Here is a 26,360-nt window from a genome sequence, read left to right on the forward strand (position 1 = left end):
TTTAAATACAAATACTGAAACCGATCAACAAGCCGTAGTTGAAAAAGAGACTGACAACGTTTCCTCATTTACGAATTTAACAAGTCAAGAAAATATAGCAAAGCCAAGTTGGTTGGAAACGGCATTAAAGGTTATCCAGACATTAATGAACAGCTTATTCAGTTTTGTTAAAATAAAGTAATTTAGTAGAGATTCTAGAGCTTCAAACGTTTTATAAATGATAAAGATTATAGGAACGTTAAATATGTCAATACATTCAAGCCCCTTAAGCCCTTCAATGGGCTCTTTTGATTATCCCTTAGCAAATCCAGCAAGAAAAATTGTTACGAATTCTCGTTTAGGTGGTGTTCAAAAGAAAGTGAGCAAGCTTTCTAAAAGTCCTAATCAACTTGAACTTGTTTCAGCGATTCAAACAATTGAAAAGCTGATGCAAAAGCATAAGGCAGAGAGGCAAGAATATAAAGCTGAGAGGCAAGAATATAAAGCAGAGGTGCAAAAGCATAAAGCAGAAATGCAAAAGTTAATGGATGACCATGAGCAGTTTTTAAGGGATTTTAGACCTCCTTTATGCAAGGTAAAAGAAAGTTTAAATACAAATGCTGATCTTGATCAACAAGCCGTAGTTGAAAAAAAGACTGACAATATTTCTTTATTTACGAATTCAATAAGGCAAGAAATTATAGCAAAACCAAGTTGGTGGGAATCAGCATTAAAGATTATCCAGACATTGATAAACAACTTGTTCAGTTTTGTTAAAATAAAGTAATTTAGTAGATATTCTAGAGCTTCAAACGTTTTTATAAATGATAAAGCAAGAAGTAAATTCTCTTTTTACTGATCCGATTACGTTCTTGTTTTATATAAAAACTCTTCTTAAAATTTCATACGCTAAAACAGAGAAAGAGAATAGACAAATCAAGACAAGTAAAACGTTACCTCCTATCACTTTATAGTCTCCTTGTTTAGAAAATTTAGCCCTTCCTTTCCATATCATAATAGCCGGAATTAATCCGCTTATGATTGTATCTCCAATTCCTCCTGATAGCTCAAGAGCAGTTATAAATGCCCTTTGAAAGTAGATGGCAAAAAATAAAATAGGTAGAGCTATTAGCATGGTTAGGTAGATCTTTCCTTTTCCTTTTTTAGAAATTCCAAAGCCATCTGACAAAAAATCGAAAAGCGCTAAAGCAATACCCAAAAAGGAAGTAGCTAGAGCAAAAAAAAGCAAAAAACTGGGCAACATAAGACAGCAGGGAATTTTTGATGACGTAATGTAAACATTCTGTAGCTGGAATATCACAAATAAGAGCTTCTTGTAGGCCATGTGCTCCTTCATTTGAGACAATCCCCAAAATAAAATAAACATATGCGACAAAAGTTAAACTAGTTTTTCCAATAATAGCGATTTGAATCATTCTTATATTTCTATAAGTCATAAGTTCGCTTAAAATATACTAAGAAAATGTCCTATCTTTGTTAATTTTACGACAATTCAACAATTATAAAATTTTTAAAATATTTATTTGTTAATAATTCAAAAATTAATTAGGTTAAAAACGCTAAAATTTAAGAAGACAACTTATATTCCATTACCTGATTTTAATTTGATAGCTTCTTCTTATTTAAATAGCTTAAATGTCGTTACGAATTAAAAATTTACCGTGTCTTATTTATAAAAGAGGTTTTATGTATATAGGCGACTCAGTATCTCCTTCTTCTGTTAATACAACATCTAATTCTTCGATTGATAAAGCAAATCAAATACAGACGGATGTTCTTGGTCAACAAATAAAAATGGAAGCCATTAAGAATTATGCCTTAAATTTTTTGGGGCATGGGTATAATAGTTTGGCCAAAACTAGTGAGAGCAAGTTGTTACAAAGAACCTTAGTAAAATTTTCAACCGACATAGTCAATATTCAATCTGCTAATTCTTGCGATGAATATGCAATAGGGGCAACAAACGAGGAAGCTTCCGAAAAAATTAAAAAAAGTTATGAGGCGAGAGTCGATTTGCCTTGTTACATAGCAACTATCGGTGCTCGAATTAATTATAAAAGCTCTAAAAATTCGGAAGAAGGGGCTGATAAAATTGTCTTTGCCGCTTGCCATATTGATTACAGTAAATGCACATTTGACCAATTCCCCGAGCTAAGAAGAGATCTTCTTACAGCGGGTTGTGAAGTTAAAGGTGATTCTTTTGTCAGCTCTGGTTGGGTCTATACAGGATACAAAATCTTTTTTGAAATTGATATCGAATGGCAAACAGAGGGATCTCAAAAAAACTTTCAGATAGAAGCAGACGCCGAAAAAGGCTCTGTTGGTTTGGGAGCTCATGCCGATAGGTTAAATAAATCGCTAGCAAACAGAAAAGTTACGGGCATTACAATGCATGCTAAAGGCTTTGGTGGCTATTCTATTCCTACGAATTCCTTTTCTCCACCTCAGAATGCGGAAGGAATTAACCAGGTTATTCAGACTATTCACATTGACTATCTGGCAAAGGTTAATCAATTAATAACTCGAAAATTTTTCATTAATGAAGAATGCCTGACCTCATATGATGTTTTACCCATCCCTTGCTTCCCTAAAATTTATCCTAAACATTCCCCTGTGGTTGAAACTCCTCATGAGCCAATCATTGTAAATTTTCGAAAGCTTGCCGAACAAATTCACACATACAATAAGGACAAACTCAGGTCTGAGTTAGGAACAATTCAATTGAATGAACTCTTTACATCCATGGTAACGATTTTTTCAGACATTGAATCCAAGTTTAGAGGATCTTCATTAGAAGATTATACACTGGTTATAGGGGCAACTGGTGTTGGTAAGAGCACACTTATTGGTTATCTACAGGGAGCGGAAATTATTTATAAAAAAATTCCGATAATGGGTTTGCCAACAAAGTTTTCAGCTACCCATAAATTTGAAATGGTGGAAAATCTTTATGAGAAATTTTTAAATAAGATCCCCAAAAAGTTAGTAGCAGTTTATAAAACTAAACAAGATGCTCTTTACCCAGAAATAGGGCATCACAATGCAAAGACAAAAGCCTTTGGAATTTATAAAAACTATATCGATACAGCGGGGATTTTTGATTCCGCTGGCCCTACAGAAGACATCTGCAATGCGGAAGCTATACATATGGCAACAAAAGTCTACTCCCCCAAAAAAATGATTGTTCTAATCAATTCAGCATCTTTTGAACACAGATCCCATATTTTTTTGGAAATGATTGATCGATTAAAAAGAGTGGTAAGAAATCCAACAGATGAAAGCGTCATGTCTTCTATCCTATTTGTAGTTAATGACAAGCTAAGTAAAGCACGATATGAAAGAAAAAGTAAGAAGGAAGTCATTAAAGGAATTTTAGATGCGATCGACAGTTTAGAAAAGGAAAAAAAAGCTTTATTACCGAAGGATCCAACTTGGTGGGAATGGCTCAGGGGACAAACACCTGAAGATCAAAAACGTGCAATTAAAGGTAGCGTTAACGATGCTAGAGTAGATGATTATGACAATAAAATAAATATATTAGCAACTCTATTGAAATTACATAATAATATTATCGTTGCGGACATTTTTAGTGAACAGACAAGACAAAAAATTAAAGCTTGGGAGGAGAAAGAGATTTCTCTTGAGCCGTCTTCTAATCCCTTATCCTTCACAATGGAAAACTTTGTTGAAGGGGGGCACGATAAATTTAAAGCCGCTTTGCGGGAAACGGCCGGCTATTTTCTTCATCTTCTTTCAACAATACAACAACTCAACCAAGCTCTTAATGAATTGAAAATTGAAATTACAGATACCGAATCTCAAATAAGTGCTGAAGAAATGTCTGTAAATTCTTTGGGAAAAACTGATATCCCAATAGAAATTAGTAAGAAAAGAAAAGAGATTAAATCCAATAACAAAAAAATTGCTCGTTCTAAAACTGAATTAAAAAAGATTGAAGCAGAAATAATCGAAAAAAAGCGACGAGAAAAGGAATTGCAAACGGACAAAGAGATATTTTGGAAGAAGATGAGCCCAAATAAGCCCATTACTCCTCGCTCTTTCTTCGCAGCTGGGTTTCTAGCAACAAAATATGTATTTAGTATCGATGATAAAAATACACCTATCAATCGGGTAAAATTAATTCCTGGCAAAAGACAAGAAAAAACAACAGGGTCTTTTTGCGATGAGAATCGATCAGAACTCAATGAAGGAAAATATATAGTTTCTTATAAACCTGGTTGGCATGGATACCCAGAAGACTGTAAAGCAAAAGTAAAACTTTATGTTAAAACAAAAGATCATCCCTCTTCAAAAACCGAACTCGCCCAAATTGAGCAAGATTTAAATGGGATGCCTAATGTCCCAAATACTGGTTTAATAGCTCAACAAAAAAACCTAACAATTCGAATCAACGCACTTAAAGGACGTAATTCAGTTCTTTCTGGTGAGATATACCAACTTGAAACTCAAGGCAAATTAATAGAAAGCAATAAACAAAATATTCGTGATTATTCTGACAAGCTAAATTGCTTGAAACTCTCTCAAGCAGAAATTGATTGTGAACTACAACCGCTTAAATCAACACTAGATGTGTACAAAGATTTTTGTCAACTAATCGGCAAAATCATAAAAAATTTAAAGCTTGATGAATCAGAAAATAGTTCCGAGCGAAACATTTTTAATCAATTTCTTGATGAATATTGCCCAGAAGATGGTACTGAAGAAGATATTGGTGTCGAAGGGGATGTCGAAATCTTGTTTTGATAAATATAAAAAAATCCGATATGACCAATCTTATCGAGGGCTTGTAAGAACAAGCCCTCAGTAGCCTATTACATATCGTTTTTCTTAATCATATGAAATTCAATTCTAGCTTGCTTATGATGGAGGAGAAGATAAAGCGAGTTCATAATTTCTTAGAATAAAATTGTATGATTATGTTTATACACATTCTAATTTATTAATTAATAAAATTTATTCGTTTCTTAGAAGATTAAGAAGAACAATAGAGCGTTCATCGGAGGTACGGCTAAGCTCAACCTTAGCTTTTCTAAGAATCGTATCTACTTGTTTTTGGGGAGATGTCATAGAAGCTTCTTGAAGGCTTGATAACAATTGCTCATTTGAAAATAAAGGTTTTTTGGCAAAAGTATCCGAGGAGCATAAGGAACCATAGAAAAGAATTGCATCTCCAACATTCCATGGATGTTCGATTTCCACAAATGAGTTTAAATGATTAATTCCTAGGGGAGAATTTTCAGAATTAATGAGTTCTAATTGCAATTTCTCTTTTGGGAGATACCATAAGTGTCCACATCCACAAGAAATAAACCGGAAGAGATTTTCTTGAGGAGAAAGAATAAGATAACTAAAAGAGAAATTTTGCTTCATAGGATCATTTAACAAGAGTGCATTGAGGACCGTAGCCATTTCTTCAGGTCTTTGAGTAAGTTGACAAAGAGCACGAACCATTCCTCTTAAAACTGAAGTATAGACAATTCCTGCTGAGCCTTTTACGGAAGGTTCTCCAATGATGATTCCATAGCCGTGTTGGGGGAGATTAAAAAAATCATAATATAAACTCGATATTCCTAAACTTTTATAAGAAGCAAGCCCTATATCAATTTTAGGCCATTTGGGAGGATTGTCTGGAACTAAAGAGTGCTGAGCATGACGCAAGCTTTCTGAAAGATCGCTTAATGGATCTAATTCTTTGTTTTCTTTAAGCAGAGCTGGAGAATAAAGGTAAGCAGAGACATCTGTCATAAAATCAACGATATCTTGATACCGATCCTCAGGATTTAACTGTAAAGCTTTGGCTAATATTTTTTGCAGTCCTTTAGGCATGATAGAAAGATGAATTTGTCCATGGCTTAATTTTCCAAGCACAAGTTCATAAGTGATGATACCTAATGAGTAAATATCTGAGGGATAAGAAGTTGATTCAGGATTGTTTTTTTGTTCGGGACTCATATAAATAGGAGTTCCAATTAAACGGCGTTGAGATTTTGGATCTGCTTGCCCTTCTGTTAAAAGCTGAGCAATCCCAAAATCAATAACTTTGACTCCTCCTGATTCTGTCACTAAAATATTTTCAGGCTTGACATCTCGATGAATCACACCATGAGCATGAAGGTGGCACAGAGCCATTGAAATTTCCATAACTAGCTCTAAAGCATGCTTAAGAGAAATTAGATTACGTAAAAGATATTGCCTTAAAGAAATGCCTTGGATAAATTCCATTGCAATATAAAGTCCGCCTTCCCACTCTCCTTGCCCATACAACTTAACAATGTTTGGATGATCTGCAAGTCCAATAATTTCAGATTCACGCAGAAATCGTTGAACCATTTCTGGATTGGAAACAAATTCTGGAAAGAGAACTTTAATAGTGATAGGGTCCTTGGTATCTGGGTGTGTGGCCAGATAAAGAATACTCATACCGCCCTTTTCGAGTAGAGCTTCTACTTGATAAGGACCAATTTTTTCAGGAATTTTAACAATATTTTTAGTTGAATCAAGGGCAGTTGGTAAAGTTATTTGTTTGCTAGGATCTAATTCCACTGTATTAACCTAAAATATCAAAAATCAATTCTGAGTAAAAGCTATGCCATTTATTCATTAAAAAATAATCGGTAATCAATGACCTAATTCTAAAACTCTCACACCTAAAACTTCCCCAATACGAAGTAGCTCTCCTCGTCCGACAATTTTTCCATTAATCGTTAAATCGACGCCATCTTCCGGTTTAATGTTTAATTCAAGCATATTACCGGGTTCAAGTTTGAGTAAATGATCCATAGACATTTGGATACGGCCGACTTCTACAGTCAGATTGACAGGAATTTGGTTGGGGGTAATGAGACCTGTTTTTGTGTTTTCTGTAGTAGAAGAAGCTGGACTACTTTGAGATGAATTGTTTTTGGGAGAAGCTTGTTCTTCTTCTGTTACTTCATCTAAAGTAAAATTTTCATCATCATCATCTTCAGCCTCTTCCTCGTCGTCTTCGAAATCAAAATCTTCGTCTTCATCTTCAGTAAAATTTAAGTCACTTAAATCATCATCATCTTCTTCTGATTGTTTTACCATAGGGAGTTCCTCTTGTGGCATATTTAATTCTTGTAAAGGTGTTTCAACTTCTTGGATGAGAGGAGTTTCTAAAATTTTGATAACACCATCTTTGATTTTTCCTCGATGGGCAGGTTTTCCGTTGACTGTCAGCATAAGACGGCCTGTCAATTCTTGAGGATCTAATGAGCAGCTATCCAAAACAATAAAATCACCTAAACAAACTGAAGACCACTCTTTTAATGAAAGTGTCGTCTTTCCAGCTTCTAAATGTACTTGAATATCAATAGCTTTGGCAAGTTCAGTCGTCAAATGAGAAGGGCCTCGGGAAGCAAAATGCTCGACCCAGGAACGTCTCAAATCTTTTGAAATAATTAATCGACCCCAGACTATTTGTTCTTGAAATTGCAAACAGATATCTAGACATAAAGCGCTTTCATTAGGTAAAGAAGTTTGATTAGTGAGAATAGGAGTAATTGATTTATCGAAGTTAAGTTGATTAGTGTGGTAAAGAACTTCAAGAGCAAAAAATCGATAAAAGCTTTCACTTAATGCTCGATCTTGAAAACTAATAGGGTGAGACTCTTTAGTTAAAAGCCATGTCTCTAAAATAGCCATTTCCTGTTCCGGCATTATCCAACAAGCCTGTCCTTGTAAAGTTGGAATTGCAAAATGTAAAGGAAATGGGGAATCCCCTAGCCCTTCATATAAATTTTCTTGGGAACGCCAAACCAATTCTTTGGGTTGAATAAATAATCCTTCTCGATCAAAAGATTTTGCAATGCGTTGAGAAAGCTCTTCCCAGGGAAAAGGAGGAGCAGATCCTGTTAGGGGAATTTCATCTAAATTTTTTAATTCTGGATCAATTGTACGAATCCAATCATAGGAAGCTGAAGGAGTTGCCATTTTGTCTAACCTGAGTTTGTATTCCCTATGCAATTTATAGTAGGCGTTAAAATTAATTTTTTCAAAATACTATTTTCTCATATTTTTCTCAAAATTTGGAGAGAAATTTTGTCATTCATGTCAAATACTAATATGTACAATAAAAATGGATTAGAAAAAAGTGAATAACTTATCCATGTATGAAAAGTTTCTTTTTTTATCCATCCGTAGAGATGTCGGATGAGGATCGTTTAATAAAAAAAGATAGCCAATAAATGCATTGGCTATCTATGGAAAAAAATAAAAATTTTTTAACAATTAATTTACTCTTCTTCTTCTTTTTGATCTTGGGCTTGTTGATCTCGTTTTTGTTCTCGCTCTTCCCTAGTGAAATATTTATAAGAGTCCGTATCAGCATTCGCTTCAGGAAGGGTTGTTGTGGTTAAAACGTTAACAATAATATCTTGCCGCGCAAGGCTTTCTACTAAAGAATCTTCAACAATTTTACGATCTAAAAATCGCTTCGCTTCATCAGTTAAGTTGGCAAAAGCGACATTGAATTCTCGCGCCGCTCCTTCAAAATTTGTTAAAGTGACTGTTGCTCCTTCAAAAATAGGGGGGTATCGAAGTGTGACAACTGTATCTGTCTTTTCGCCTGTTTTAATGACCTGCATTTTTTCTACAATTTGGGCGACAATATCTTTAATTGACGATGAAGTTTTTGGTTCTTGAGCCAATTCCGCTTTATCTGCTAAAAAGGCGATCGGACGTTGTTGTGAATTAATGGCTGATAAATCTACCTGTTCTTCTCGTACTTCGAATGGAGTTTGGCTAAGTTTCTGTTTTTCTTTTTTAGGAGATGAAGCAGCGCTGTCAGTTGCTAAAGTAAAAGGGCTGTTTTTTTCTTTTTTTCCTTCAATGACAGATTCACGGACAATTTCTCCGTGAAGAAAAGTATCTTTCAAGGGTTTTTCAGCGGAATTTTGCTCAAGTTGAGGATTTCTATTTTCAGCCATTTCCAAAATTGGTTGTTGGTTGCTTTCTTCTTTTATAATAAGCTGCTGATTGCTTTCTTCTTTTATAAAAGGATTTTTTTCAACCATACTAGCGGGGGATTTTCGGGTTGATTTATTTTTTGCTGATAGATCAAAAAGAGAAAGGGGAGCCGCTTCATTTTCTTCCTCAAGTCCGGCTAGTTCTTCTTGCTCTTTTGAGGGATCTTCATCATTACGAACAAGTTTTTTAAAAATTTTATCACTACGTGGAGTGCCTTCGGGGCGACTTCGACCAAGGCTTGAAGAATCAGACCTTGGATTAAATCTGACTGGATTGATTTCATCAGATGATGGCATATTACACTCCTTTTCCGTTAAATAAGCTGCTAACTGCGCTTTCACTTTTTTGTTGCTTTCCTCAGAGAACTTAAGAATTGCGTCTTTGATTAGAGACAAAAATGATCGAACCTAATTCATCTTGTTCCCTGCCTTCCACAATTTCAAGTTCTTTACGCATTTCCTTTTCCCAGTCTTTTTTATGACTTAAGAGCTTATCTACTTCTTGTCTTTTTATACGTAATTCTTCTTTCGCTTGATCCAAATTTTTTTGAGCAATTTTAACCTGCTCTGCTTGGTCTTTAACTTTTTTTTCCTCGATTGCTAATTTTTCTTCCACGACTTTAATGTAAGCTTTCATTTGAATAACTTTTGGGCTAGTCGTTCCTTGATCTAATTGCTCTCTTAATTGATTCAATTTGTCCTGTTTGTGACTCTTTACTTTATTTCTTTCAGCTTCTCGTTCGGCTAACTTTTCCTTTTCTTTTTCCAGTGCTAATTGCTTCTGTTTAACATTTTTTTCGGCTTCTTCGACGCGCCTTTGTTTAACTTCAATGACTTGTTTTAAAGGATAAACGATTTTGCTCATAATTTAACCAATTTTATCTGAAGAGAGATTTCAGGAGTTGGACAGTCTCTTGAAATGAGCATTTTTCGTCGACACCTTGTTTGAGAAATTTTAAAACTTTTTCGATATAGTCTATAGCAAAATCACCTGCTTTATCCGCCCCTCTTTTGTATTCGCCAATTTTAATTAATAGTTCGTTTTTCTTATAATTAGCTAAAACTTCTTTAAGTTTACCAACTAATTGCAAGTGTTCTTTGGGAACAATGGCATTCATGACACGACTTGCAGAGGAGAGAACATCAATGGCGGGATAATGATATTGACGTGCGAGTTCGCTAGATAAAATAATGTGACCATCTAAAATAGAGCGTACTTCATCAGCAACGGGTTCATTCATATCGTCTCCAGCCACCAAGATAGTATAAAAAGCTGTAATACTTCCTTTATCAGAATTTCCCGCTCTTTCCAATAGTTTAGGAAGCGTTGAAAAGACTGAAGGAGTATAACCAGCTCTTGCCGGAGGTTCGCCTGCTGCTAAGCCTACTTCACGCAAAGCTCTTGCAAATCTCGTCACCGAATCCATCATTAAGATGACAGATTTACCTTGATCTCTAAAATATTCAGCAATCGCAGTACCAACGTAAGCTGCATTGAGACGAAGTTGGGAGGCTTGGTCAGAGGTCGAGACCACAAGGACAGATCTTTTTAGTCCTTCGGGACCTAAATCCTTTTCAATAAATTCTCTGAGTTCTCGCCCCCGTTCCCCAATTAAACTGATTACATTGACATCTGCGACTGCATTGCGAGCAATCATTCCAAGTAATGTTGATTTACCACCACCTGCAGCAGCAAAAATCCCTACCCTTTGTCCGAGGCCTGTAGTTAATACGCCGTCAATAGCCCTTATTCCAACGGAAATAGGGTTATGAATAGGCATTCTTTTGACAGGGTCAGGAGGAGCTTGAATAACAGGATAGGTCTCTTCTAAGATTAAAGGACCTTTGGTTTCTTCATCTAAGGGTTCTCCTAAACCATTTAAAATTCTCCCAAGCAATTGAGGGCCGACTTTGATGTGTAAAGGGAGATGAGTGGGAATGACTTCAGAAGAGGGACCGATACCAGTCATTTCTCCTAAAGGAGAAAGAAGGACTTCGTCTTTTGTAAAACCCACCACTTCTGCGCGTAAAGGGTCTCCTGCTCTTTTGATTAAGCAAACTTCCCCAATTTTTACTTGAGGCACTACAGCTTTGATTAACATTCCAACAATTTCGGTAATGCGGCCATTCACCGTCGTAAGTTGGAGTTCATCTAGATCATCCAGAAGTTTGTCAATTTGATCATTAAAAAACATGAAATTTACCCTTAGTTGGAAACAATAGTAGATAGAAAATAAGGACAAAATATTCCTTATATCAAGATATCAAGAATGAAGAAACCAACCAATATTTTTTTGCTTTAGACTTGAACGTTCATGATTGTTTTTGTCGATTCTAAAGCTTTATTTAATAAACTAGTGAACAACTCAATTTGTTGTTGAATATAACTAACTTTAATTTGTATGGCGAGCATACTAGCAGGTGTCATCTGAACTTTAGTAAGATTTAAGTGTTCAATTGTTTGGTTCAAATGTTCAAGTTGATATTGGCTACTTGTTAAGTATCCAATAAAGCGTTTAATAGGGTTAGGGCTGTTGATATCAGTAACTTGTGCAGCGGGAGGAGTGTATTCCACACCTGCTTTAGATAAAGCAATTTTTAAATTGTCATCGATATGTGTTAAGCGGTTACGGAGTAAATTTTGATAAGAAGGCTTTATTTCTGCTTGAGTTTGGCTAAGTTGTGTTTTGACTTGGTCTATTTGAGCAATAACAGATTGAGCCTGATTTCTTAATTCTTCCGGCGTTAATGTAGAGATTTTCGCAACTTTTGTGTTGAGTTTTCCGACCTCTTCTATGAGAGAAGAAGTTGTTTTTTTATTGGTTGTGGCAGCTACCCCTTCAATCTCATCATTTTGAGGCTGTTTTTTCTTTTTGTTTTCTTGATCCGTTGCTGTTCCATTTCTTTGTACAGTGACATTTTCATCTCCAAAAATGGGATTTTCCACCGAATGAGCTTGTTCGGGCGCAACCACTGACCCATCTAATCGCTGAAAAGAGGGTTGAATTGTAGAAGAAGTATTTAAAAAGTTTTGAAAATGCTCTTTATTGGGAGCCACTCGTTCTAGTTCTTCATGAACTTGAGGCTGCTGCTTATTAAGTGCTTCGCCCACTTTTTTTACTGCTTCAATTTTTTGTTCTAATGCCATGGCAAGCTTCCTTCACCTTTAGTGTTTAAAAGAATAACGAATGACCCAAGAAAAATTCAAACTCCTAATTTTAGAAAAAACTTTGAAGGTTAAATCCTTCTTAGGGTCAAGTTCGGGGTTAGACTGAAGTCTAACTAACCGACAATTATCCTTTAACGTTACGAGCCATTGATGAGATTGCTGAGTTGGATGCACTCACAACAGCCGTGGACATCTCTGATAATTGAGATAGGTGATTCATCAACATTTGCATGTCGAACATATCAGCAATACTGATAGAACTACGTCTTGCTTTCAAGATTTCCAGTTTTCTTTTTGCACTAACTGTCGCATCGTTAACGATGCTAATCAAAAAGTCAACTTTAAATCCTTCCCCTACGTAGTTACCTTGAAAATCACCACTACTTCCTCCACCAGTCGCCATATTTCCTCCTACTACTTCTGCTTATTAATGTTAATAAGTTCAGTAGGGAATTCAGATTTGGGAAATTACACTTCCTGAAGTTTAAAGAGAATTAGAGTCTCTTACCCACTTCTTTTCTGAAACGCTACAACACTTAAATACTTTACTAAATTTTTTGAGGACTCGTATTCGAGGCCTTTTAAAACCTCTTTCTTCCTATTTCTAATGATAGCAAATTCTAATAATTAAATCAATATAGTGAATATTTTATTAAATAAATAATTTGATTTTAGATAATTAAAATTTATTTAAAAACAAACGATTAATATTTTAAATATCTACTAAATATTGGGTATAATTAGAAAATATTTTGCTGTTTAAAACCTGATAATTGAGATCAGATAAACCTGACAAATCTTCTTCTAAATTTTTTAAAAGATTGATGAAGCGAGTTTTATTTGCTTGATGTTCTGGAGTACCTCCTGAATAAGCGTGAGTGAGGCTTTCATACACACCTGGTTTACGAATCCACTGTAAGTTATTTTCAACTACACGAACTATTAAATCATCGTCTTCAACCCCATATCCCCAATAACGATTAGAATACCCATTAACTTTAACAAAATCTGCTTTGTTGAATAAAACAACTCCGCCAAAATAATTTTTATAGGCAAGTCCATTACCCATCCATTCTCGAAACTGGCTCACGTCAGCTGCAAGATGAGTAGGAACAATTGGGTAAGAATAGTCTGAGGTAGTTGGTAACATATCTACATCATGAAAGCAGAAATAATCAAAAGTTTCTTGTGTTAATGTATATCCAACATTTAAAAGTTTACCTCGATTAAAAAGTTTACCCTCCGCTTGCTCGATGATAAAAATAGTATATTGAACATGAGGAGATATTTTTTGAATCTTCTCTGGGAACTCTGTGAGAAATATTTTTAGATGCTCTTCTCGATTACGATAAGGAATGATAAGAGCCATCTTTTGCATCATTTCACCATAACCCAAAAAAGACCTTATTCTTCGCTTTCATTTTTTTCTTGATTTTGTTTGGTGAAAAAGGGAGCTTTTGAAACTTTAGATAAATCTTTTTCTGCCCATTCGAGTGAAATTGCTCCTAAATTTTTAATCGTAGGATCAGTTGTTTTCTCAATGGCTTCATTGATCAGTTTTTCCCCTTTTTTTCTCTTTGTTTTATTTAAAAGAAAACACATGCCTAAAAATGTTTGAGCGAGATAATTATCAGGTTCTGCAGCTATAACACCTTCAAAGATACGCGTTGCTTCTTTTAACTCAAGCTTGTTTAAGGCAATGTATCCCAAACCAATTTGAGGAGCTGTGTTATGAGGGCTTAAAGCTTGAGCAGCATGAAAAATGCGAGTTGAGCTTGTTTCATCTAATTGTTTTACGGCCAAAAAACCTGCTTCGATTAGTAAAGCAAAATCATCTTTAAATGCATTTATTTTTTCTGGATCCATCATCAAGTCCTTTTGTTTCCGTCTATGATAAACTCTAATAATATCTTTAAACTAGATCATAACACCAATCAACAACCTTTATACCTATACCTATTTAGGATTAAAGCGAGAAATCACTTTCAGCAATGAAGTATATCCATGGAGAAGTAATCCAAAGCGGTCAAATTCTTCTTGATTTTCGCCGGATCTTAAAGCTTCTTTAATTTTTTGAATTCTTTCTTCGACTTGCTGTCGAATTTCTTTATTTTTTTTTGGATTCTTTAAATCTTTCTCTAGCTCAAAAACAAATTCTTCTGAAGTTTTTTTCTTTTTTTGATCTTCTAAACCAAACATTTTGACCTCACAAGTTGGGCTCTACATTTTTATTTTTGTAACAAATCTACTTATAATCAATTCTGTATTTCGTTCCATCTTTTTCTAAAAAAATAACTTTCTCTTTGATAGAAGTAATTGTCATACTGTCTAAATTATCTCCTTGAGATAAAATACGTCCATTAATGACAACAGTATAACGATTTCCAAGTTTAGATTGCCCTGTCACTTCATATCTATCAGAAAGATTAATAATACCCATTTCTGGAGCATCCGCTTTGATATAGTTATTAACGATTCTTACTCCGGGAAGGCCTTTAATTTTAGAAATCAAATGAGTTATTTCTCCTGCTTTATCAGAAGGGGCATTTCCCGATAAAGTAATTTCTCCACCATTTCCCATTTTAACCGCTACACCGCGAAGATTATAAGTTTGCAGCCAAACATTAATTTGTCCAATCACATCTTCTTCTACAATGACCTGTTTCTTGAGTAGATCTAAGTAAGGAAAATTAACGCTAATATAGTCGGAGAGCTTCTCAGCTTGTTTACGAGTTTCTAAGTAACCGGATAGAATAAATTGCCCAGCTTCAGGAGAATGAACGGTAATCCCTCTCCAAGAGGGATCTTTAGATAATATCGAATTAATTTCTCTCCAAACATATTCATCAATAATAATGCCATTGTCATCAATATGTTTAATAAATTTTAGTCCTTGCAGATTATACATCAGCTGGTTTTTATCTGCAGAATTACTAACGTGTCCTAATAACAAAAGATTTCCTGCGTTTTTGTTAAATGAGTAGCGAACGGCCGGAAAGGGAGCAATTGCTTGTTGGACTAGTTCAGTTGCATTTTCTTGCGTATTGACGACCACTGGTTCGCTTTTAAATAGAAAATATATTCCAATCCCTGTCAATAAGAAGAGACCTGATATAATAGCTAGCAAAACATAAGGCCCAAATTGTGATATTGTTGTTTCAGGGGCAGTTGGAGAAGGAATCATTTCTTCAGAAACAGGAATTGTAGGCTCTTCTTTCGGTTTAGCCATTTCTTCTTCATTTTGTAAAACTTTAACAATGGAGGGGAGGAGAGGAGAAATAATTGTCTGCATTTCTCCTTCTCGATCATAAACAACAAAAGAAGTGGTACCTAAAGTAACAATTACACTAGGAGAAAGATTTTGTTTAATCTCTAATGGTGAACCACTAACTAAAACTCCATTGCGACTTTTCAAATCTTCAATTGTCAAGGTATCTTCTAACGAAACCGCAATTTTGGCGTGTTGGCGGGAGACACTTGTATCATGAAAGACAATATCACATGTATGAGGATCAGTTCCAAGAATATAACTATGTCCTGCTTGCATATAAAATTCAGCGCCATTATTTGGTCCACCAATTACCTTGAGAAGCCAGCGCCCTGTTTCTGCAATTCCAAAATTAATTTCTGCTAAATTTGAAAAATTATCTTCTTCGTCAAAAATCGTATCAATTTCTCCTTCATTTTCAAACAAGGATTGAGAAGAAGCTGGGTTGGGGCGATCTTCAATTTCTATAGGTAGAGGTTGTTCTTCTCCATTCGAAGAAATTTCTGAGGGAAAATTTTCATCTAGTACATGGGCTGTGAGGTCTGCATAATAACGAAAAATTTGATTTCCAATTTTGAGTGTATCTCCTTGTTGGAGGAGGCGTACTTGTTCACCAATTTCTTCTTCATTAATTTGGATAGGATTTGTGAGGCTTAAATTTTCAACGGAAATACCTTCAGATGTTCGTCTTGCTACAAGATGGGTACGCGAAGTTAACGGATCTTCGATAACGAGCTGGCAAGCATCAGGATCTCTCCCAATAATCCAGCTCTCGCCATTTTCTAATGACAGAACTAATCCTTTCAAGTCACCTTCTTCTACAACTAGTCGCGCTACCATAATTTACCCATTGAGTTAAAGAAAAGTATTTTTAAGTCAGCTTATCACAGTGATAAGAAAGAATCTATCGATGTTTTAACGCTTCTTTTCGCCAGAAATCCAAAATACTTATGAAATCTTCCAATCGTTCTCTAAAATTTTTATAAGAAATATTGTAATCTAGCTCAAGTGAAAGCGTCAATAAATTCTCTTCTTTATTCAAACCTATTCCTGCCCCTCTCGTGCCGCGACCAAATAAATTTGCTTCCATTACTTTGAGGAAATATTGATCCAGATTGTTTTTCGGACAAGCTCCAATATTTCCTTTTAATAAATAACTTTGGTGAAACTGCGTCACATCAACCTGAATATCATCTGCAAAAGGGATAGTAAAATAATTAGGCTCTGGAGAAATAATTAAATCTTCCATTTCAAGTTCACGAGCTAACTGATGCACAAAAGAGTCTAACATAAGTTTTTCCTAAGACATCATAGGTAAATGATATTATAGACTAGAAAGTTTAAAAAATTGGACAGGCAAAAGATCTCCCAATAAGCCTTGCTTGCCTTTTTATCGACAAAGTCCCATTTTACAATGGCTTATCTACATCTGCTCATCTTATGCAATAAATAAATATATTGTTAAGCTCAAATTTGGTTTGCGCGAAAAACCCTGTATTTAAAAAGATTAGCTTAACTAACTTGCTTAAATACAGGGCAATTTTTAAGCAGGGCCTAGAGAGTGAGCCTTAAATACTGAATCTACAATTTTATTCACAAAATCTAAGGTTTTGTCAAAATCAGCTTTTGCTTCATCTCTTGATTTAGCTGTTGAATCAGCATATTTTCGCAGCACATCTAAATAGCCGTCATTCATAGTTTTTAAGGAATCGATAGCTCCTTGTTCGCTAATAAGGCCGGCTTGCAGGGATTGACTAATCCCATTCACAATGTTTTTCAAAATTTCATTTTTAAATTGAGTTTGCGTGTTCAAGATTTGTCTTTCACTTTCAAGAACTTGTCTGAAGTAACCAGGTTTTTCAAATTCTTGAATATTTTCTTGGTGTTTGGCAATTTTCTTGTCTAATGCAGTATTTTCTTTTTCAATTTCTTTTAATCGAGTTTTTTCTGCATTAGTATAGGGACGAGGGGTCATATTATTTGGATCTGTTCCAACTAAAGGTCTATTTTCAATGCCGGCCTTTTCAGTAGCAAGTGCTGCTTTTTTGTCCTCTGCGGATCGCATTAAGCTTCGTTCATGACTAATATTATTATCGACTGTTTTTTGCGCATTTCCTCTCGCAATTCCCGTGTTTGCCCATGTTTGGGCTAGTGAAAGACCTGCAATTCCTGCTTGCACGAATGAAGTAATCGCTTCAATCATTTTTTCTTCGGCTCTTGAATCATAAAGTGCTTTGGTCAATTCGGATTGCGTTGTGCTAATGGTAATAATTAAAGCGCGTTGTTTAAGCTCGACTTGAGCTTCCAGATAATGGGTGTTGCGCTGGAGATTCAATAATTCATCCATGATGGATTGAAAATTAGCCAAAAAAGAGGGATTAAAAAATGGATTAGATTTTAAATTTCCATCCACACTCGTATTAAAAGTCATTGTCAACACAGGAACTGAAGGATCACCTGTTGTGCGTAAATTCTGACTTATATTAAAATCGCTTCTTTCTGTAGTATCCAGTGTTCCCTTATCTTTTTGGACATTAGTATCTTGAGTTGTTAGATTGCTTGGGTCGATACCAAGATTTTCCATAACAAATGAACTTCTATTAAGATTACTATCAATTTCTGCCATAATTATCTCCTTTATAAACGACAACTCTTATTTATGCCGATTGTGTCATGCTTGTCGTCGTTAAAACTGATTGATAAAAAATATTTTCTAAACTCTCATTCAATTGTTTACAGAATGTGATTAACACCTGCATGTCAGTTTTTAACTGTTCATGTGAAATTTCAAAATCTTCAAAACTACTTTTTAAAGCCTGTTTGAAAGATTGTGTATCTTGCAAATCAATGCTGTTTATTAAAAAGCTTAAAGCCACTAGTGCCTTTTGCTCTTCAGGAGTTGGATGGGGATTTTGATTTATTAATGTTTCCATATTTTTTAAACTAGGCTTCATAAATCTTTGAATAACAAACAAAAAATCGTCATGAATTTCCACAACATCCTTCACGATGACCAATAAGATGAGAAAATGACAAAGTCCAATATCACCTAAATGCCTTTGAGCTTGGCCATCCAAATTTAAATGATCACCAAGTTCTGCATAGAAAGATGGAATTGCTTTGGTTCCAAGGATAAAAGTAATTCCCAGTTCCCTTAAAAGTTCACCTCCCTTCTTAGCTGTAGTGAAATCATTTAAAGGAAATAGTCCTTTCCAATTTCCTAAAGTTTGAGAGGAAACAAAAATCATTGCCCAAGTCATGACTTGAGAAAAATGCAATAGCAAAGGACAAAGATTTTTATCAGTAGGTTTCAAAACCTTTTCAATTAAAAATTTCATTCCATATTCTAATTTTTCTAAGGCAGGGCCTATAAAACCTGCTTGAGAATTGCCTGTTTTATTCCCAATTAACGCTAATTCAAACGTTTGACTAAATCGTGATAAGGGCCTCTCTCTTGACCAATCAGTTTGACTTTCAAGATGATGTAAAAATGTCTGTAGAATTATTAAACGATTTCCCGCTGAAGGATGATCTGCAAGTATCTTTTCATTTAAAGATAATTGATTGCCTAATCTTTTTAATATTTCTTTGTACTGGTTTACATCCATCTGCGCCATCTTAATAACTCCAAACTTGATCTAATCAAACATATCTTTAAGCTTGAGCAAGTATGTGGTCTCCTTGATAAGATTTGAAACGTTTAATAAACGGTCATAATCAGGATCGTTAGGTCCCATCTGACTTAAATGGTCATCTAAAAAATTGGTAATGGCACTACTAGTTTTTATCATTTCTTGCCCAATAGCATTTGGTAACCCTAAATATTGCTGGGTTGCTATCTGTATGGATTCATCTGTCTTAGAAACTGAAAAAGAGTCCCTAAAAGCAAGCAGCTGAGCATCAAATTTTAAACTAGCGTCTAAAGCTAATAGATCCGGATCGCGATCTTCAAACTCCTTTTGCTTATCGAGAGTTAGCCTGGCCTGTAGCTCAAAGGGTAAGCCTTCGAATCGACTTTGGTAATAGTTTAAAGCTAAATTCTCCGTTTGATTATTTTCGTCGACAAATCGAGAACGAAACAATGGAGAAAGAGAAGGTCTTCCAGCGTTTGCTCGATCAATATTGATACCAAAAGCCACTTCCAGAGGTACTTCTAAACTATCTTCTGTTAAAATTACCCCTGGATTAGTTGGAGCGCCTTGTTTCATTTTTGAATTAGTGAGGGTTTGAGATTTCGCAAGCGCGTTTAAATCATTATAATCGGGCGATGTTGGACTATTAGAAAATCCATATCCTATTGAAGGATTATTCATAACTAATCTCCCTCTATATCAACGAAATCCTTGTCTAAATTCTCTTTGTCAAAATTTTCTTTTAAATATTTTTTTAGGTCTTTTTTGAAAGATTTGTACTCTAATAAAGCTCTTTCTTTTAATTCGCTATTTCTAGGATTTAACTCGGCTAAAGCTATTGTTTCTTTAATGGCTTTTAAAGCAGACATAGGGAAGTTTAATTTGACAAAACAATCGTAAAGATGAAAGTGGGGAACAGGATTTAATCGATCGATGTAAGTGCAAATAATGTAATTGGCTGCTGCTTCCGAGTATTCTTGCTTAAATTGGTGGCAAGCTGCAATAGCAAAGGAATAGTCAAAATTCCCTACATCTATTTGTCTAAGAAATGTAAAAATTTTTAATGCTTCATCATAGCGTCCTGCTTGAAATTCATTGAAACCATGACGATAAATTTGGTTCATCGCATTTTCATCGAACCCTAAAGCTTCTTTAGGAGGGATATTCCCTCCTAAAATTTTTCCGATGGCTTCTTCTGTTTTTTTCTGCATATTAGGAGACAGATTGGTGTCAGCTTTTTCAATAGCTTCACGAATTTGATCTTGTGAAATTGTCATAATTTTTCTCCTTATCCCTGAAGGGCATTGAACATTTGATTTTGAGTTTTTGCAGCAGCATCATAAATGCTTGTATACATTTGCTGTAGCTGAGCAATAAAGTCATCTCGGTTATTCATACCTTGCTGAATATTTTTTAAAAGTTTTTCTAAAGCTTGAATTAACCCTTCAAGTTCCTCTTCTGCAGATTTTATTTCACCCACTTCTTTTAATAAACGGCTGACTTTAAGTTGCATAGATCCAGTTATGCATCCTCCAGTCATTTGAACAGCTAATGGAGCACTTTGTGCAACACCGTTTAAAACGTCCCATTTATCAATATTTTTAAAACCTTGCATCATTGATTTAAATTCTTGTTGCATCGTCTCTGGAAGCTTTTTTATGGATTCTTTTACGTTGTCTAATTGCGATTTAAAATCTTTTAAAGCGTCTGATGCCCGTTGAGTCACAGTTTTAGCGGCTTCTTTTGTGGCTTCTTCTGCAGCATCAACAGCTTTTTGCTCAGTCCCGCCTGATTTTGCGCCCCCGACTTTTGCCATGGCAATGACACACGCGACAAGGGTGATAGCCATGACAACCATCTCAACAATTTGTTGAGTTTTTTTATCTACTCCAGAAGCTTTCAAAATGCCTCCGACTAACTCTGGTAAAACATTACTGCTCATAATAGCCATGACCATGGCTTGAAGAGCCATTTGTTTAATCGCCTCAGTCACTGCCATACGAATGGTTTGTTGAACAGCTTGAGATGCCGCATTAGTTGCTGCTCCAGTTCCACTACCTGAAGCCATAGCAAGAACGATAATGACAGCTAAAACGGCTACAACAACTGCAACAATTAAAGCTTTAACAAGAGCTTTAGCCCAATCCGGTGAATCAGGCATCAGTTTATCCAAGGCATCTTTAAACGCTGTAACAATTTTTTGAGTGACACCAGCCACAGAATCAGCGATTGAATAAGCTGTCATTGCGATACCCACTGCAACTCCAGCTGCGATAATAGCAACTGATGCAGCTGTTGCAGTTCCTAAAGAAGCAATGGCAATAAGAGTTCCTATAATCGTTGATAAAGCAGCAATAATAGGCCCGATAATTTTCATCGCAAGGCCCATTGATTTCATTTCCTTTTGCTTCTTCATCATTTTTTCCATTTTTTCTGCTTGCTCTTGCGCTCGAAGGCGTCTGTCAGCTAACTCACCAAATTTGGCTTTTGCATTTTGTTTTGATTTTTCGGCATCGTGAACTTGAATTTCCCGAAGAGTTGCTTTTAAATCTTTGATAGCATCACCGATAATCTTTAAAAATTCTGTTAAAGCAACTCTTCTTGGATCATCCACAGGAATAGGAGGAGGACCATCTAAAAGTGCATTTGCGGCGGCGGAGATGTCTGTGAATATGGCTTCAGCATTTCCAAGTAATCCTTCTAAACGAGCATTAGCGACTTTGGAAGGAGTAATTAGACCTACATTAATAGGTTTCCAATCATCTACAGAGGTTGTGCCTTTAAACCAACTATTTGGTAATCCAAAAGCTTGTTGAGTTTCTACTCTTGCTTCAGCGGTTAATTGAATGTATATGTCTGCAATATCAGAAGATACTTCTCCTGTCTGAATAGCTTTCATTAAATTTATGGCTTGATCAGGATCTAGTTCTAGGGCATGTTCTTCTAAATATGCTGTCACTTTATTTAGAACAGTTTGATCATAATATTCATTAATTTGAGCTTGCTGATCCGATCCATAAGGAAGAATGGGTAAAGGGGTCCAGTCTTTAGCGTCTGTGGAGGTTAAAGTCCAAGAAGCAGGTAAATTACCTTCGGTAATTGTTTTTGCAGTAACATTTTTGCTAATTTTTTTTGCAATTTCTGCAAGGTTTGGATCAGCAGGAGCTGTTCCACTCATAATTGCTTCGTAAACAGTCTCAGCTTGTTCAGGAGTTAACCCTTGCCCCTTTAAAGCAGAGATTACTTGATCTGAAAAAAACTTTTTAATCATTCCTTGTTCTGTTGTTCCGTAAGGAAGCTGTTCACCGATTTCTTCGGTTTCGGGAGAAGCAAGTGTGGGAACAGAAGCATCAGCAGTGTAAGTCGTTGGTACGAAAAATTGAATAGTTGAAAAGAAATCTGCAGATGCAATTGTATCGTCAGTGAGAACAAATTTGAATTGAACAGAATTTGTTGTTTCTGTGCCTGTATTAGGGGGGGATTGAAATGCATAATCAGCAGATTGATAGTTATTGCCATCAGAAATAGTATTTCCCATAGTTAACCTCTTTTAGGGTTAAGTAAATTTATGATTGTCTAACCAGATAAATTCATGATGATTGTGATGACTTAAATTTCACCTATAATTCATCTGTCTAATGTTTTAAGCAGTTTATTTAAAGTTCGTCTTCTTCCATTTTTATGGGTTGAGATGGGAGATTTTGTTGTTTTAAACTTTCTAAACTTAAAATTGCACGTTCTTTAATTTTTGCAAATTCGGGCTTATTTTGAGATTTATCAATAGCCAATTGTAGACAAAGCATCGCTGATAAGTAATCTTTCATTTGAATAAAGCAATCAGAAGAGTGATAATAGGGGATAGGTGTATTAGGATCGATCGCACTGCACATCGTATAAGTCTGTATGGCATTTTTATATTCTTTCATCATATGAAAACAAGCGGCTAGCCCTAACACGTACTTCGATTCTGCATAGTTCATCATAATTAAAACACGAAACAAATGAACGGCTTCAATATATTTTCCTGTGTTATATAGGCGATAAGCTTGTGCATATACACTTTCTAAAATATTGCTGTTTACCCCCATGGCATCTTTGGGTGTCATTCCTTCATTGAACATACGTCCCATGACATCCCCATAAGCTTTTTTGAACTTCTCATCTTCAACCATCGAAGCATCTAAGGCATCTTTTTTCATCTGATTTTTTACTCCACGAGAACCTTTCATGGTCTCCTCCTATTTCTTATTCTTATGTCTTTAATTTAATGAGAAAGTTCTTTTTTACACTCTGAATGCTTCATATCATTAATCTAGTGAATTTTGCGTTTATTGAGTGAATGCTTAATTTTTTTATTTCTTAACGTAAAATTGCGTTTAAAAGGGTTTGCATTTGTTGGATAAACGTTGATACCATATCTGTCTGTTGGTTTACTGCATCGTTAGTTGAATTAACTTTGGATTGCAGTTTTTTAGCATTATCCTCTTGAATTCCTCTTAACGATCTTAAATTATCAGTTAAAATACCGTTAAAAGAAGAGTTTAGGTCATTACGAGTTTGCCCAGCTTCTGTTGAGGAACCTCCTAATGGATTGGAACCATCTTTTAAAAAGACAGGTATTTGTGTTTGTAAAGCTGTATAAACGTTTTGATATTTAGTAAGATACGTTAGTCGATTAGCTTGCGCAATCCCCACATCCTGTAAAGTTTTTATAAGTGAAATCAATAGCAATATAATTCTATTAAGCACAAGAGCTTTTTCTGAACTATTTCCTGCTAGAGAAGAACCAATTAATTCTAAATTCATGTTGACATTGTTTTCATTACGAATGGCGGTGACCCAATCTGCCAAACTTTGGCTGGGCATAAAATATCCTTTGGAACTCATTTCTTCTTGGTAAAATTGTTTTAAACGTAGTTTAAATGCTTCATCTGATGGATCTTTGGCATAAGCTTTGTAAATCGCTTCATAGCTTATTAAATTTTGAAAGTTGGCAGGAGTGCTCGAATCGGGAGTATTGAGTAAACTAATATTTGATAAATAGGAATGCCATTGATCTAGAAAATTTTTATAATAAGCTAGATCTCCTGATAAAGGCGATTGCGGATAAGTATAAGTGCTCAAAAAATTGTTGAAAGCGCGAATAAAAGGGTTATTTGCACTGGAAGCACTAAAATTGACAGCAGGGCTGACAGTAGGAGTACCGGTCAAAATTTGCCAATCGCCTCCTGTAATGTTTCCTGAGCTATCAATTTGAATGTTTAAAGCAGAGGCAAATTCTTGTAATAAACTGTTGTATAATCCATCTTTTGTACTACTTTCATGCATAAAATCCACATACCAAGCTGATGCTAGACCGGATAAAGTTGTAAATTTTTTGGTCGGAATAACAGCTCCTGGTGTGTTTGGAAGGCTATATTGTGCTAAAAAGCCATCAAAATCTTCTGCCGTAGTACGAGGAGTTTGGCCTGGAAATTCTGTCGCTAGTTTATATGGTAAAATGCTCGTAGGTAACGCAGTAAGATTATTATTTGCATAATAACCAGCAGGTAAGCCTGTAATGGGGATATCATTACCCAGAACGGCATTAGGAACGTATTGCAGGCCATCTAAAAAACTTGTTTGATTATATCCATCGTCAAACGTAATATTATCAGCCATATTCATCCTCCTTCAGGACCTCAAGGGAATAGCTTTATTTCAATTTTCATATTTGTAATTTCTAAAAACTATTAATAATCCAAAAAATATGTTAATTATCTAGATATCCCTTGCGCTAATTTTTCCACAATTTGGGTCACTTTTTGTAAAACAGTACTTGCGGATTGATAGAATTGTTGAAAAACAAATTGATAGTTTCTAACGTTTTCTTTTTCTGTATCGTTTAAAGATTGTGCCGCTGTAATTGCTTGCGTAATTCGATCTTGGATCGAACCTACATTATTTCCAGCTTGTGAGCTAATTTTTTGATCTTGATTATCTATAATCCATTTGGAAACTGCAGTTTTTAGTTGTTCTGGCGTTGCTGTGGATGCATCTAGCCCAAGAAAAGCGGAACTAATGTCTTGTACCACTTTGAAGATCATACTGGCTAATGTGCCCTCGACAGAGCGTGTGTTAGCTGGAGAAATAGCTTCTAAGTCCACCAGGCGCTGATATAATTTTTGTTTGGCTGCCAATAGTTCTGTTGCTGCTGTACTAGTCGGTGTAGCAACTGGAAACACTTGAGTAAATTGTGCACTTGCAACAACTTTATAAATTTTCGTGTAATATTCAATTTTCATGTTTTCTGTGGAACTATCTTTCCCACTGCCTTCGGATTTTGTCCACTCATGAAGAACAACGTCATTCATAATCTTAGAGGCATTAGTTAGCTTACTAAATTCAGTGCTGAATGTTGTTCCATTCGCAGCAGCATTTTGTTTGGCAGTGGCTATGTCATTGTTATAAGTGGTTTGAAAATTTCTCATTCTGTTAATCAAATCACTCGAATCTTGCCCGTTTGCAATCTGATTGAAAGCTTGTTGAATTTGGGCAACGGCTGTGGAAGGAATTTGCCAGTTATTTGTAGGAGGAAAGGCAAAATCTCCTTTATTTGTGATAGTAACTTGATTTGAAATTCCTTGAATGAGAGCTAAGGTATCTAGAATTCCTTGTGTTGTTTTCAAACTTTGCTCTAAAGCCTGAAATTTTACAGCCAAAAGATCATTACCTTGTTTGACATATTCTAGCTCTACCATACTTTGCAAAGTGCGAGTGGAGCTTGTGGAAACACTTGTAGCTGCATTCATGATTTGCTGAACGCCAAATCCAGCCAGGCTTTGCCAACTTTCTAGCAGAGTTGTTTTGCCAGAAGGATAGGTAACATCAAGAACGATACCTGCTGCTTTTAAAGATTTAAAAACTAAATCAAGATTGGTGGCCATTTCTGCGGTTAAATAGAATGTCAGAGGAGGATTTCCATCAGTTACCCCATTCTTAGCCAAATCTCGTAGTTTATTCATAGCTGTAATTAAATTATCAAAGTCCGTATCACTTAAGGGAGCATCACTACTGTTTGGATTGCTACTGCGTCTATTGAAAATTTCTGCAATTATATTGATACTTTCAAGATATGCTTTGACAACAGATCCACTCGTATATTCTGCAACATTCGAAGGAACGGAACCAATTCCATCAATTGTAAAGTTAGCGCTCATATTCAAACTCCTTAAATTACTTACTTATTAACATGTAAGTAAATAATTAAAATTTTCTATAATTTTATTATATTATTAATTATT

Annotated in this window: 24 protein-coding genes; 3 read left to right on the top strand and 21 right to left on the bottom strand. The window is 35.3% G+C overall.

Annotated elements, in window-relative coordinates; genetic code table 11:
- Both TY19_RS16170 and TY19_RS04630 read left to right on the top strand, forming a co-directional pair.
- Positions 1–181: hypothetical protein (locus tag TY19_RS16170; protein ID WP_042280588.1), on the top strand; the 181-nt coding region annotated here is incomplete at its 5' end.
- A 63-nt stretch (positions 182–244) separates the two neighbouring features.
- Positions 245–766, top strand: coding sequence for a hypothetical protein (locus TY19_RS04630; protein ID WP_042280581.1), 522 nt, complete (start codon positions 245–247; stop codon positions 764–766).
- A 90-nt stretch (positions 767–856) separates the two neighbouring features.
- Here TY19_RS04630 and TY19_RS12740 read toward each other — a convergent pair whose 3' ends face one another.
- On the bottom strand, positions 857–1,243 hold the full coding sequence (locus TY19_RS12740) for an aromatic amino acid transport family protein (RefSeq protein ID WP_158383136.1): 387 nt from the start codon (positions 1,241–1,243) through the stop codon (positions 857–859).
- 443 nt (positions 1,244–1,686) lie between these two features.
- On the opposite strand from TY19_RS12740, the gene TY19_RS04640 reads away from it, so the two are divergent.
- Positions 1,687–4,764, top strand: coding sequence for a hypothetical protein (locus tag TY19_RS04640; RefSeq protein ID WP_042280589.1), 3,078 nt, complete (start codon positions 1,687–1,689; stop codon positions 4,762–4,764).
- Between the two features lie 210 nt (positions 4,765–4,974).
- Here TY19_RS04640 and TY19_RS04645 read toward each other — a convergent pair whose 3' ends face one another.
- From TY19_RS04645 to TY19_RS04740, 20 genes are all read right to left on the bottom strand, one after another.
- Entirely contained in the window at positions 4,975–6,564 is a 1,590-nt protein-coding gene (locus TY19_RS04645) for a protein kinase domain-containing protein (RefSeq protein ID WP_042280590.1), read from the bottom strand.
- Positions 6,565–6,639: 75 nt separating this feature from the next.
- Positions 6,640–7,974 carry a type III secretion system cytoplasmic ring protein SctQ gene (gene sctQ / locus TY19_RS04650; protein ID WP_042280591.1) on the bottom strand — a complete coding sequence of 445 codons (1,335 nt, stop codon included), beginning with the start codon at positions 7,972–7,974 and terminating at the stop codon, positions 6,640–6,642.
- 302 nt (positions 7,975–8,276) lie between these two features.
- Positions 8,277–9,305 carry a hypothetical protein gene (locus TY19_RS04655; protein ID WP_042280592.1) on the bottom strand — a complete coding sequence of 343 codons (1,029 nt, stop codon included), beginning with the start codon at positions 9,303–9,305 and terminating at the stop codon, positions 8,277–8,279.
- A 70-nt stretch (positions 9,306–9,375) separates the two neighbouring features.
- Entirely contained in the window at positions 9,376–9,873 is a 498-nt protein-coding gene (locus TY19_RS04660) for a hypothetical protein (RefSeq protein ID WP_011175947.1), read from the bottom strand.
- A 13-nt stretch (positions 9,874–9,886) separates the two neighbouring features.
- Complete coding sequence (gene fliI, locus TY19_RS04665) at positions 9,887–11,203, bottom strand: flagellar protein export ATPase FliI (protein ID WP_039359951.1); 1,317 nt, start codon at positions 11,201–11,203, stop codon at positions 9,887–9,889.
- 104 nt (positions 11,204–11,307) lie between these two features.
- On the bottom strand, positions 11,308–12,156 hold the full coding sequence (locus tag TY19_RS04670; protein ID WP_042280593.1) for a hypothetical protein: 849 nt from the start codon (positions 12,154–12,156) through the stop codon (positions 11,308–11,310).
- Between the two features lie 145 nt (positions 12,157–12,301).
- Complete coding sequence (locus tag TY19_RS04675; protein ID WP_011175944.1) at positions 12,302–12,580, bottom strand: DUF5407 family protein; 279 nt, start codon at positions 12,578–12,580, stop codon at positions 12,302–12,304.
- Positions 12,581–12,889: 309 nt separating this feature from the next.
- The gene (locus TY19_RS04680; RefSeq protein ID WP_042280595.1) at positions 12,890–13,555 is read right to left on the bottom strand and encodes a galactosyltransferase-related protein; all 666 of its coding nucleotides are present in this window, start codon (positions 13,553–13,555) and stop codon (positions 12,890–12,892) included.
- Between the two features lie 26 nt (positions 13,556–13,581).
- Entirely contained in the window at positions 13,582–14,043 is a 462-nt protein-coding gene (locus TY19_RS04685) for a tetratricopeptide repeat protein (protein ID WP_226988482.1), read from the bottom strand.
- A gap of 90 nt (positions 14,044–14,133) precedes the next feature.
- Positions 14,134–14,376, bottom strand: a complete 243-nt coding sequence (locus TY19_RS04690) for a DUF5398 domain-containing protein (protein ID WP_042280597.1) — start codon at positions 14,374–14,376, stop codon at positions 14,134–14,136.
- A gap of 46 nt (positions 14,377–14,422) precedes the next feature.
- On the bottom strand, positions 14,423–16,285 hold the full coding sequence (gene sctD / locus TY19_RS04695; protein WP_042280599.1) for a type III secretion system inner membrane ring subunit SctD: 1,863 nt from the start codon (positions 16,283–16,285) through the stop codon (positions 14,423–14,425).
- A gap of 64 nt (positions 16,286–16,349) precedes the next feature.
- Positions 16,350–16,736, bottom strand: a complete 387-nt coding sequence (locus TY19_RS04700) for a type III secretion system chaperone (RefSeq protein ID WP_042280602.1) — start codon at positions 16,734–16,736, stop codon at positions 16,350–16,352.
- Between the two features lie 252 nt (positions 16,737–16,988).
- Entirely contained in the window at positions 16,989–18,071 is a 1,083-nt protein-coding gene (locus tag TY19_RS04705; protein WP_042280603.1) for a hypothetical protein, read from the bottom strand.
- A gap of 31 nt (positions 18,072–18,102) precedes the next feature.
- Complete coding sequence (locus TY19_RS04710) at positions 18,103–19,062, bottom strand: hypothetical protein (RefSeq protein WP_042280605.1); 960 nt, start codon at positions 19,060–19,062, stop codon at positions 18,103–18,105.
- Between the two features lie 21 nt (positions 19,063–19,083).
- Positions 19,084–19,758 (bottom strand): hypothetical protein, encoded by a 675-nt coding sequence (locus tag TY19_RS04715; protein ID WP_042280606.1) that lies wholly within the window; start codon positions 19,756–19,758, stop codon positions 19,084–19,086.
- Between the two features lie 2 nt (positions 19,759–19,760).
- Positions 19,761–20,354 carry a SycD/LcrH family type III secretion system chaperone gene (locus tag TY19_RS04720; RefSeq protein WP_042280607.1) on the bottom strand — a complete coding sequence of 198 codons (594 nt, stop codon included), beginning with the start codon at positions 20,352–20,354 and terminating at the stop codon, positions 19,761–19,763.
- Positions 20,355–20,365: 11 nt separating this feature from the next.
- On the bottom strand, positions 20,366–22,615 hold the full coding sequence (gene sctE / locus TY19_RS04725) for a type III secretion system translocon subunit SctE (protein ID WP_042280609.1): 2,250 nt from the start codon (positions 22,613–22,615) through the stop codon (positions 20,366–20,368).
- A gap of 118 nt (positions 22,616–22,733) precedes the next feature.
- Positions 22,734–23,306, bottom strand: coding sequence for a SycD/LcrH family type III secretion system chaperone (locus tag TY19_RS04730; protein WP_039359917.1), 573 nt, complete (start codon positions 23,304–23,306; stop codon positions 22,734–22,736).
- A gap of 130 nt (positions 23,307–23,436) precedes the next feature.
- Positions 23,437–24,738, bottom strand: coding sequence for a hypothetical protein (locus TY19_RS04735; protein ID WP_042280611.1), 1,302 nt, complete (start codon positions 24,736–24,738; stop codon positions 23,437–23,439).
- A gap of 95 nt (positions 24,739–24,833) precedes the next feature.
- Positions 24,834–26,276: a hypothetical protein gene (locus TY19_RS04740; protein ID WP_042280613.1), complete on the bottom strand. Its 1,443-nt coding sequence runs from the start codon at positions 26,274–26,276 to the stop codon at positions 24,834–24,836.
- Positions 26,277–26,360 lie beyond the last annotated feature (84 nt).

It is taken from the genome of Candidatus Protochlamydia sp. R18 (assembly GCF_000648255.1).
Taxonomy (GTDB): Bacteria; Chlamydiota; Chlamydiia; order Chlamydiales; family Parachlamydiaceae; genus Protochlamydia; species Protochlamydia amoebophila.

Bases quoted from the DNA above. Each gene is read 5' to 3' on its own strand.
- sctD (WP_042280599.1), bottom strand. From the start codon at position 16,285: ATGGTAGCGCGACTAGTTGTAGAAGAAGGTGACTTGAAAGGATTAGTT.
- TY19_RS04710 (WP_042280605.1), bottom strand. From the start codon at position 19,062: ATGGCGCAGATGGATGTAAACCAGTACAAAGAAATATTAAAAAGATTA.
- TY19_RS04730 (WP_039359917.1), bottom strand. From the start codon at position 23,306: ATGAAAGGTTCTCGTGGAGTAAAAAATCAGATGAAAAAAGATGCCTTA.
- TY19_RS12740 (WP_158383136.1), bottom strand. From the start codon at position 1,243: ATGTTGCCCAGTTTTTTGCTTTTTTTTGCTCTAGCTACTTCCTTTTTG.
- TY19_RS04680 (WP_042280595.1), bottom strand. From the start codon at position 13,555: ATGCAAAAGATGGCTCTTATCATTCCTTATCGTAATCGAGAAGAGCAT.
- sctE (WP_042280609.1), bottom strand. From the start codon at position 22,615: ATGGGAAATACTATTTCTGATGGCAATAACTATCAATCTGCTGATTAT.
- TY19_RS04740 (WP_042280613.1), bottom strand. From the start codon at position 26,276: ATGAGCGCTAACTTTACAATTGATGGAATTGGTTCCGTTCCTTCGAAT.
- TY19_RS04720 (WP_042280607.1), bottom strand. From the start codon at position 20,354: ATGACAATTTCACAAGATCAAATTCGTGAAGCTATTGAAAAAGCTGAC.
- TY19_RS04705 (WP_042280603.1), bottom strand. From the start codon at position 18,071: ATGGCAGAAATTGATAGTAATCTTAATAGAAGTTCATTTGTTATGGAA.
- TY19_RS04660 (WP_011175947.1), bottom strand. From the start codon at position 9,873: ATGAGCAAAATCGTTTATCCTTTAAAACAAGTCATTGAAGTTAAACAA.
- TY19_RS04690 (WP_042280597.1), bottom strand. From the start codon at position 14,376: ATGTTTGGTTTAGAAGATCAAAAAAAGAAAAAAACTTCAGAAGAATTT.
- TY19_RS04675 (WP_011175944.1), bottom strand. From the start codon at position 12,580: ATGGCGACTGGTGGAGGAAGTAGTGGTGATTTTCAAGGTAACTACGTA.
- TY19_RS04700 (WP_042280602.1), bottom strand. From the start codon at position 16,736: ATGTTAGACTCTTTTGTGCATCAGTTAGCTCGTGAACTTGAAATGGAA.
- TY19_RS04630 (WP_042280581.1), top strand. From the start codon at position 245: ATGTCAATACATTCAAGCCCCTTAAGCCCTTCAATGGGCTCTTTTGAT.
- TY19_RS04685 (WP_226988482.1), bottom strand. From the start codon at position 14,043: ATGGATCCAGAAAAAATAAATGCATTTAAAGATGATTTTGCTTTACTA.
- TY19_RS04670 (WP_042280593.1), bottom strand. From the start codon at position 12,156: ATGGCATTAGAACAAAAAATTGAAGCAGTAAAAAAAGTGGGCGAAGCA.
- TY19_RS04735 (WP_042280611.1), bottom strand. From the start codon at position 24,738: ATGGCTGATAATATTACGTTTGACGATGGATATAATCAAACAAGTTTT.
- TY19_RS04715 (WP_042280606.1), bottom strand. From the start codon at position 19,758: ATGAATAATCCTTCAATAGGATATGGATTTTCTAATAGTCCAACATCG.
- fliI (WP_039359951.1), bottom strand. From the start codon at position 11,203: ATGTTTTTTAATGATCAAATTGACAAACTTCTGGATGATCTAGATGAA.
- sctQ (WP_042280591.1), bottom strand. From the start codon at position 7,974: ATGGCAACTCCTTCAGCTTCCTATGATTGGATTCGTACAATTGATCCA.
- TY19_RS04640 (WP_042280589.1), top strand. From the start codon at position 1,687: ATGTATATAGGCGACTCAGTATCTCCTTCTTCTGTTAATACAACATCT.
- TY19_RS04655 (WP_042280592.1), bottom strand. From the start codon at position 9,305: ATGCCATCATCTGATGAAATCAATCCAGTCAGATTTAATCCAAGGTCT.